Origin of the sequence: Methylobacterium dankookense, assembly GCF_902141855.1 — a bacterium.
Taxonomy (GTDB): domain Bacteria; phylum Pseudomonadota; class Alphaproteobacteria; order Rhizobiales; family Beijerinckiaceae; genus Methylobacterium; species Methylobacterium dankookense.
The window spans coordinates 1-7,403 of the sequence record NZ_CABFVH010000094.1 but is presented as its reverse complement, the minus strand read 5'-3'; the positions used below and the strand labels follow the sequence as shown (position 1 = coordinate 7,403).

Sequence of the window (7,403 nt, the reverse complement as noted above, 5' to 3'; positions counted from 1 at the left end):
GAAGGGGCCCGATCGGGCCCCTTCTTCGTTCAGGCTGCACGTTGCCAGTGGCCTGATTTTGCTCCGCCACGGCGGCCTGGAATTGGTCCGCCCTTTACAGGGCCGACAGAAGGAGCTTCGCGGTAAGGCTCTGCCGGGCGGATATACAGTTTGGAGAATGAAGAGCGGAACTCCACAGCCAGTTTACGTTGATACTTTGGAAGCGGCGGTTGATGCGTGCCTTCAATAGGCATCCATTTGTATCATAGGAAAGATAATGACGGTTCCCAATTATCAAAGTTTGATGCTGCCTGTGCTCCGGTTAGCTGCGTCCGCTGAGATGCGTGTACCGGAGGCAGCTGACCGAGTTGCCAACGAACTCAATCTATCCAACGACGAGCGAGAGGAGATGCTGCCAAGTGGAAAGCAGCGTCTTTTGCACAATCGAATTCATTGGGCAAAATTCTATTTGGCCAAGGCCGGGCTGATAGATTCTCCAGCAAGAGGAAAATTTGTTGCAAGTCAGGAGGGTAGATCTTTGCTCGCTACAAGTATTAGCGAAATTAATATCGAAACGCTGAAATCCTACCCTACATTTCTTGCATTCTATAGTCGCGGCATGTTGCCAGGAGCTTCTTCCGAAGGTCCAGCAAAGCAAGCCGCGGCCGTTTCGATGGCAACTCCAGAAGAACAGATCGATGAAGCAGCGGAAGTTCTACACTCTGCTATGAAAGCGGAATTGCTACAGCGAATTTTGGCCAATGGTCCTGCGTTCTTCGAGCGTCTTATTGTTGATCTGCTTGTTGGTATGGGGTACGGCGGAACTCACGAAGACGCTGCTCGCCGGTTGGGAAAAAGCGGAGATGGCGGCGTTGATGGCATTATCAATGAGGATCGCTTGGGCCTCGACCGTATTTATGTTCAGGCAAAGCGCTACTCGCCCCAAATCATCGTAGGTAGACCGGAAGTCCAAGGGTTTGTTGGAAGCTTAGTTGGCTTGGGTGCGAGCAAAGGTGTATTTGTTACAACGTCGTCTTTTAGCAGCCCGGCTATTGATTACGTCCTCCATATTCCGCAGCGAATTGTGCTAATCGACGGTGAAAGGTTGAGTGATCTAATGGTGGAGCATGGTATCGGTGTGCGCGATAGTCGCATAATCTCAGTCAAAAGAATTGATGAGGATTTCTTTGATGATGACTTATAATCGGAGGGCGCAAACAGTGAAATCGCGCTTAAAGACCTACCTCGGTTGCTTTCATTTGGTTGGTTGTATTTGATTGGTGAAGGGCAGCCGACATAAGCAGGTTGGCTCGCTTGGGCCACCCGTTGTAGGGTTGGTTCAATCCCTAGTATAATTTGTGCATAACTTCCAATATTAAGTGGCTAGCTGCAGGTAATATCTCGAAGTAAGCCGTTCAACTCCGCTCTGTTCCAGAATTCTGGTGTCGTAACTGTGAAGAAACCTGAGTCTCGCGCATCAAGCAGCGAAGTCCCCCCGTCGGTTGCGCGTCGGATATCCTCAACCTGGAGGAGCGGCCGGGCATGCTCGACCAGGTTGTCGCCTGAGCCGTTCACTTGGTTGTTGTTCACGTTAAAGCCGCGCACCATCACCGACGTTTTGCCGGAGCGGTGCTCAATCTCCTTGAGTGTGTCGCTGTCTGGCAGGCCGCGATAGAGCGTGTGCGCAACAGCCTTCTTCCAGATGCGCGCTGTCTCGCGCCCATAGCGCGTCTCGATCTGCGCCCCCGCATTTTGGAACACGCCAAGAAAGTTGATGCCGCCCTGGCGGTAGAGGGTGAGCACTTCGTAGAAATTCGAGACGTAGAGCTGGCCCCATTCCTCACCGACGACGAGCGCGCGAAGCGGCCCGTGCGCATCGGCGAAGCGTTCAATGACGGCAGCGGTCATCGCGCCGACGAAGGTGCGGCTCGTCTCGGAACGTGCGGAGCCGATGATGAAGAGGGCGGTGCGCTGGCGCTTCATATCGGCCGGATCGAATGAGTTACGGCTCGTGAGTTCGCGCGCCGCCATGCCGGGCTGAAAGCCTTGCAGCCGCTCGATGATAAGCGAGGCGTAGGCGTTCCACTGATCGGGAGAGACAGCGAGACCGGCGATGAGGCGGCACATCCCAGCCTCGTCCTCCATCCGCCGGTCGGAGGCCCATAGCATGAGGTCTTCGGCGATCTCACCGCGCGGACGGCCCCAAAAATCCCATAAGCCGCCGGGTGAGCAGGGCCAGCGTTCGGACGGATAGAGCGCAGTGATCTTGTTGTAGAGCGTGAACATGGTTCTCACGCCCTGGCTTACCCAGCGGTTCTTCGAGTCCGGGTCCTGCGGGACCAGGAAGCTCGCCGCATCATAGGCCGCTTCGCCGACGATGCCGCGCAGGGCAGGGTTCGCCGCAGTCTCGATCACCCTCGTGTTGATGTTGTAACTCTCGGACGGATAGCCGTGCAGGCCGTTGGCGTTGATGAAGCGCACGTCATAGCCTTGGCGCTTGAGCGTCACCCACGACACCCAGGCCAGCTCGCCGTCTTTCGGATCGGTGATAATCTTCCCGAGATGAGCGGTCCGCGGCGACACCAGGTTCGCACCGAGGAAGCGCGTCAACTTGCCCTTACCGGCCTGCGCATCGACCGCGACCGGCTCCGTGCCGTCATAGATGAGCGGCCACCCGTTGACGAAGCCGAGTTCAATGCCGCGGCGAATGTTGCGATAGGCAGGAGCGGGCAGGGTCATAAAAGCCCCGAGCGTTTGAGAGCGTCGAAATCGTTGAGCTTCGCATCCCCGAGCTGGCCGCTCGGGTTTGCGTCGAGCATGGCGCGCAGGCGCTCGGCGGCGATGGCCTCCGCCCGTGCCCGCGCGGTCCGTGCCTGTTCGGCATCCTCCCAGGCGAGCCGCTGGGCTTCCTGGGATTCGAGGCTGAATAGGAACTGGTGGAGCGCCATCAGCTGGTTGAGGCTCATTTGCGCAGCTCCTCTTCGTCATCCCACGTCGCGAAGCGGAAGGGTTGCGGCTGAGCGTCTGGAGAAGACTCCGGCCTCAATGGTGCCAACTCGGTTGTGCGGACCGTTCGGGCGGATTGCTCGGGCGGAGGCAGCACCTGCATCGCGGCCTGCTGCTGTGCTGCTTCGAGGCGGGCTTTCTCGACAAAATAGCCGACGACCAGCGACCCAAGCACATAGCCGCCAACGGCGAGATAAGGCAAAGCATCCGCCCGCATCTGCACGCCGTAGAACCCGCAGACGAACAGAGCGAGTCCGGGGACGATCAGCGCACCGGCAACGCCGCGGACTACAAAGCGCTTCGCTTCGTCCGGTGTCAGGGTCTCCCCACAGATCGTGATCGGTGTGTTGTAGTACCAGACGACGACACAAAATCCCGTCATGATGCAAGCGAACAGAGCAGCCACAGCAAAAAGCACGACGCTGAGGAGTGCAAAACCGAGAAAGATGAAAGCTGCGGCTCCCGCAACGGGATCAGGCGCACGATTATCCGACATGACCGCTCTCCCTATGGATCGCTATCGCTCCAGTCGCAGCCCGACTGACATCTCGCGCCGCTGCGTTGGGCCGGGATCAAGACCACGCGAGAATTTGAAGAAGCGGCCAAGCTCGCGCCGCAATTCGAGCAGCTCTTCGGCTTGGCGCTTGCGCAATTCTTTGAACATCACCTGGAGGCGGGCGCGCTCTTCGCGCTGCCGATCGACTAGGCGCTGGCGCTCCTCCGCCTGCCGTTCGCGGCTGGCCTTGGCTTCGGTCTCGTTCTGCGCGCGCACTTGCTGGTACTTGCCCGTGATCCGGTGCCAGATGCCGGAGAGGCCCTTCGGCAGCCGAGCAGTGCGCACCTTCGTCTCGGCGTCCCAGGCGCATTTCTGATCCTGTTCGAGCTTGCCGCGTCCGTCGCGGTGGCGGAGTGTCATCTCGGCCTTCGCGTCGCCGAGCAGCGCCGACGCCTTGCCGAACTTCTCGCGGCTCTCTGTGACGTGGCGCTTGAGCGCGGGCGTCATCCGCTCGCCGAGCTTCTTCCTGATCGCATCGATGGATTGCAGCGCTTCGCCATCACCGAGCCGGGCCTTCACATCGTTGGTCTTGATGCCGAGGACACGGGAGAGGGAATGCACCTCGCCGTCATGGTCGATGACGACATGGCCGCGCCGGTCGCCCTTCGCGAGGAAGCAGCCGTGCTCTTCGAGCGCGCCGGAGAAGGCTGGTCCGCTGTCGGATGCCCGCCAGGAGGATTGCACCGCCGCCTTCAGCCAGCGCGGGTCCTGGCCCTGTCTCTTTGCCTGCTGCCATTCGGCGAGCGTAAAGTTGAGCGGATCGCGCATCCCGGCCTGCGCGATGCCGCGCGGCATGTCCCAACCATTGTCGAGGTAAAGATCACGGGAGAGGGCGTTGAGCTTGTTCTTGAAGTAGGGCAGCGGCACCGCCGTCATGGACGCCGCGTCGATCCGGCTCCACACGCCGTGGGCATGGAGCCTGCCTTCCTTCTCGTGGAACACGATCGCGCGCGGCTGACCGTCCAGGCCGAGCCGCTTCTCGGCCTCGTCGATCGCCTTGACGAACTCGGCCTCGCTGACCCGCGCGCTTTCGGGCGGCGAGAATGACAGGGAGAAAAGATACTGGCGGCATTTGGTGCCGCGGCTGATCGCTTCGGCCTCTTTGAATGCGCCGCGCAGATTGTCGGAGGCGAACTCGCGCAGCTCGTGGACGCGCACATGCTCATTGTCGTCAGTGCGCATGAGATGGGCGGCGAGGTCCTGACCGCCGCCGCGCTGCGAGCCTTTGAGAATCATGGCTGCGCCTCCGGCTTGAGGCCGAGGCTGGTGAGCAGGAGCGCGCGGATTTCGTGAAGGTCGGCGAGCGCCTGGGCGAGCGCCGCTTGGGTTTCCGGCGTCACCGGCAGAGAGCCGGTGTTCGCCGCATGAGCGAGCTGGTTCAGGTTGCTGAACACCCGCGAGCGGCCGAGCAGGGCGATGAGCTGTGCCAAAGCTCTTCGATCGGCGATCGAGATGCCGCTCTTTCTGACCCGCGCCGGGACCGGCGCACCGAGCAGCTTGGCGCGGAGATAAGTGCCGAGGGGCGCGCCTGCGGCCTCAGCAGCCAGGCGGGCGCGCTCCTCGGCCTTCAGCCGCAGGCTGAAAGGAGAAGGCGGCTTTGCCCGCTTCGCTCGGTTGGATTTGACAGGCGGAGGAGCCGCTGCCTGTGTGTCGAATGCGCCGCTTAGGGACATGGTGGCACCGGCAAGTCATGCGACTTGCGGTGCTCAAGAAGGGTGCTCCACTCGGCCAGCGTTTCGAGCAATTCGTTCGAAACGTTGGCGTCGAGGCGCGCCACCTTCACGCTAAGCCATTGCTTGGCCTGAAACTCCTCTTAAATCAGTGCCTTAAGCAGCTGCCGGTCCTGCAAGCCGGTGATGCAAAATGCTATGGCACGCTGACGTACCGCACCCAGAGGCCATCGCGCTCGGCGGCCGGTGGATGGAAGACGACTTCTTCGAGGGCTACGGCGAGGAGCTGAAGCAGCTTCATGCCGACTACGCCAAGGCGCTCGCGCGGCAGAACTGGAAGGCCGTGGACAATGAGACCCGAGCCCTTCTCCGCCGCAGCGGCATCCCGATCGAGCCGGACTCAGGCGACTATCGTGAGGGCGGCGCTGGAGGTCCTGCGGCCGCAGGTGAGGGCCTACCAGGCGAAGCTGGAGCGTCACCGCGGGAGGGCGTGCCCACCGGCCGCCGTACTCCTTGCGCCAGCGATAGTAGCTCTATTCCGAGACTCCGCATCCTTGCAAACGGGCGCCAAGCTCTCGCCCTGCGCCGTTTGCACCTCGATCTGGCGCAGCTTGAGCACGACCTGCTCCGCGCTCGTCTTCTGCCCCCGCTTCATATCCGCCTCCTCCGATCCCGGCTGATCCTCTCAATCAGCCCGGTCCAAAGCCAGCCGGTCAGGTCACAAGCGCTGAGTAGCTTTAACAATACATGCCTCGCTGCATGGGGGTATTATGGCCGGCGAGAGGCGCCGTGGGACGCTCATGCCCCATTCTCCCAAGGTAGGTTGATAGCGGCCCCTCATCGGGCTCCTGCAGAGGAGTAAGCCATGATGTGCGCGTGCCGGCCTGGTTTCAATAAACATCTGCCTAGAAACCAGACAATACTATAACTTTCTCTTGCCGTGACCTCGATCCTGATACGACACGCTGATATTTTATTCTCTAATATTTATGAATAGCATCTCTTGTGTCTGGCGGCGGAACATTGCGATGCGCTAATAATCTCAGACCCGGGCCACCTCGAAGGTGTCCTTCAGCGTTTCAAATCCATTAATGCTGAGAAACACAAATTGAATAATAGAATTTATATCCTAATTTGCGTTGTATTTACATTAAATCAAACCCTAGAAAATCAAGGCGTATAATACTTGGGATCGAGAGCTGCGAGAGCGAGAAGCGATGGTGGAAGAGCGACCCCGACGACTCGCATTGCGCGCGCGGCGGCGCGGCAACCGATCTGGTCGTTTGCGGCAGCCGCGACTTCGACCTTCCCGACCATCGCTGCGTCCGGTCGTGGTGCTGGCGCAGGAGCGCGCGCCGGCGCCGCATCTTTCGCGTTTGCGTTGGCTTGGCCGCGACCACCAACGTTCCGATCCGGCCCCTCATCCTTGGTCGGTCCACTCAGACCCGATTTCTGCTGGGTCTCACCACCCGCAGAGGACGGTGTGCCCTGAGCCTGGCCGGAGGGATTGGAGACGGCGGTCGTCTGTTGAGGCGGCGTCGCAGCGGCCTGCTTCGCGGCTTCCGGTTGCTGCACGAAGGCGAGGAGCTCCTGGCAGAGGTTGGCGGGTCTTCCAGATGCGCCCTGAGCCGCGGCGGCTCCGGCGAGAAGCACGGGTGCTAGGCCGATACCCAGCAGGCAAGCGATGGACAGAGGCTTCACGGGTTCGCTCCCTCGATTCTTCTTGGCAGACTCGGCGCATGCGCGCTCAGGAACGCTTCGGGTGCGAGCCGGCCCCCTCGGCCTTGCCGTGCGGCTGCCCCTCGAACTCGTCGGGTGCCGGGTCGCCGTTCCATCGGGGACCGACAAGGTTGGTACCGGGCTCCGATACCCGCGCGCCGGAGGTGGCGAAGGCCTGATAGGCGAACTTCTGATTGCTCGTGAGGGCGAACATGGCCAACACCCCGAGAGCGATGGCGGCGATCACGGCGGCGGCAAAGGCTTTCATGACGAAGCATCCTGGTGAGGCGTAATGAGCCTGCTTCGAGCGCACCGGCGACGGGGCGCTCCGATGGAATTCCGCCTGCGCCGCCTCCGTCGCATGGCGGTCCCTTAGAGTCCGTCCGATAAGTCATGAGGCGCGTCCCAGCCGTCGAACGAGGATCATGACGGCAGCGGCGTAGAGGAAGGCTTGGGCCGAGGCGAGGGTCGCC

7 protein-coding genes and 1 pseudogene are annotated in these 7,403 nt (G+C 60.9%); 1 reads left to right on the top strand and 7 read right to left on the bottom strand.

Going from position 1 to position 7,403, the window contains the following annotated elements; genetic code table 11:
- The first annotated feature begins 256 nt into the window (after nt 1–256).
- Nucleotides 257–1,183 carry a restriction endonuclease gene (locus tag MTDSW087_RS29360; protein WP_144769269.1) on the top strand — a complete coding sequence of 309 codons (927 nt, stop codon included), beginning with the start codon at nt 257–259 and terminating at the stop codon, nt 1,181–1,183.
- Between the two features lie 179 nt (nt 1,184–1,362).
- Here MTDSW087_RS29360 and MTDSW087_RS29355 read toward each other — a convergent pair whose 3' ends face one another.
- The 7 genes and pseudogenes from MTDSW087_RS29355 to MTDSW087_RS29320 form a co-directional block, all read right to left on the bottom strand.
- Nucleotides 1,363–2,718 (bottom strand): type IV secretory system conjugative DNA transfer family protein, encoded by a 1,356-nt coding sequence (locus MTDSW087_RS29355; protein WP_144769267.1) that lies wholly within the window; start codon nt 2,716–2,718, stop codon nt 1,363–1,365.
- Nucleotides 2,715–2,945 (bottom strand): hypothetical protein, encoded by a 231-nt coding sequence (locus MTDSW087_RS29350; RefSeq protein WP_144769265.1) that lies wholly within the window; start codon nt 2,943–2,945, stop codon nt 2,715–2,717. Before MTDSW087_RS29350 ends, MTDSW087_RS29355 begins: the two co-directional genes overlap by 4 nt.
- On the bottom strand, nt 2,942–3,481 hold the full coding sequence (locus tag MTDSW087_RS29345; protein ID WP_144769263.1) for a hypothetical protein: 540 nt from the start codon (nt 3,479–3,481) through the stop codon (nt 2,942–2,944). The genes MTDSW087_RS29350 and MTDSW087_RS29345 overlap by 4 nt, the downstream gene beginning before the upstream one ends.
- Before the next feature lie 21 nt (nt 3,482–3,502).
- Nucleotides 3,503–4,777: a relaxase/mobilization nuclease domain-containing protein gene (locus MTDSW087_RS29340; RefSeq protein WP_144769261.1), complete on the bottom strand. Its 1,275-nt coding sequence runs from the start codon at nt 4,775–4,777 to the stop codon at nt 3,503–3,505.
- Nucleotides 4,774–5,214, bottom strand: a complete 441-nt coding sequence (locus tag MTDSW087_RS29335) for a hypothetical protein (RefSeq protein ID WP_144769259.1) — start codon at nt 5,212–5,214, stop codon at nt 4,774–4,776. Before MTDSW087_RS29335 ends, MTDSW087_RS29340 begins: the two co-directional genes overlap by 4 nt.
- Before the next feature lie 497 nt (nt 5,215–5,711).
- Nucleotides 5,712–5,866: pseudogene (locus MTDSW087_RS29330) on the bottom strand (IS3 family transposase); the annotation flags it as partial.
- 1,092 nt (nt 5,867–6,958) lie between these two features.
- A complete protein-coding gene (locus tag MTDSW087_RS29320; RefSeq protein ID WP_144769258.1) occupies nt 6,959–7,198 on the bottom strand; it encodes a hypothetical protein in 240 nt (79 codons plus the stop codon).
- Between the last annotated feature and the right edge of the window lie 205 nt (nt 7,199–7,403).

Excerpts from the sequence above, each read along its gene's own strand:
- MTDSW087_RS29360 (WP_144769269.1), top strand. The coding sequence starts at position 257 with ATGACGGTTCCCAATTATCAAAGTTTGATGCTGCCTGTGCTCCGGTTA.
- MTDSW087_RS29355 (WP_144769267.1), bottom strand. The coding sequence starts at position 2,718 with ATGACCCTGCCCGCTCCTGCCTATCGCAACATTCGCCGCGGCATTGAA.
- MTDSW087_RS29350 (WP_144769265.1), bottom strand. The coding sequence starts at position 2,945 with ATGAGCCTCAACCAGCTGATGGCGCTCCACCAGTTCCTATTCAGCCTC.
- MTDSW087_RS29345 (WP_144769263.1), bottom strand. The coding sequence starts at position 3,481 with ATGTCGGATAATCGTGCGCCTGATCCCGTTGCGGGAGCCGCAGCTTTC.
- MTDSW087_RS29340 (WP_144769261.1), bottom strand. The coding sequence starts at position 4,777 with ATGATTCTCAAAGGCTCGCAGCGCGGCGGCGGTCAGGACCTCGCCGCC.
- MTDSW087_RS29335 (WP_144769259.1), bottom strand. The coding sequence starts at position 5,214 with ATGTCCCTAAGCGGCGCATTCGACACACAGGCAGCGGCTCCTCCGCCT.
- MTDSW087_RS29320 (WP_144769258.1), bottom strand. The coding sequence starts at position 7,198 with ATGAAAGCCTTTGCCGCCGCCGTGATCGCCGCCATCGCTCTCGGGGTG.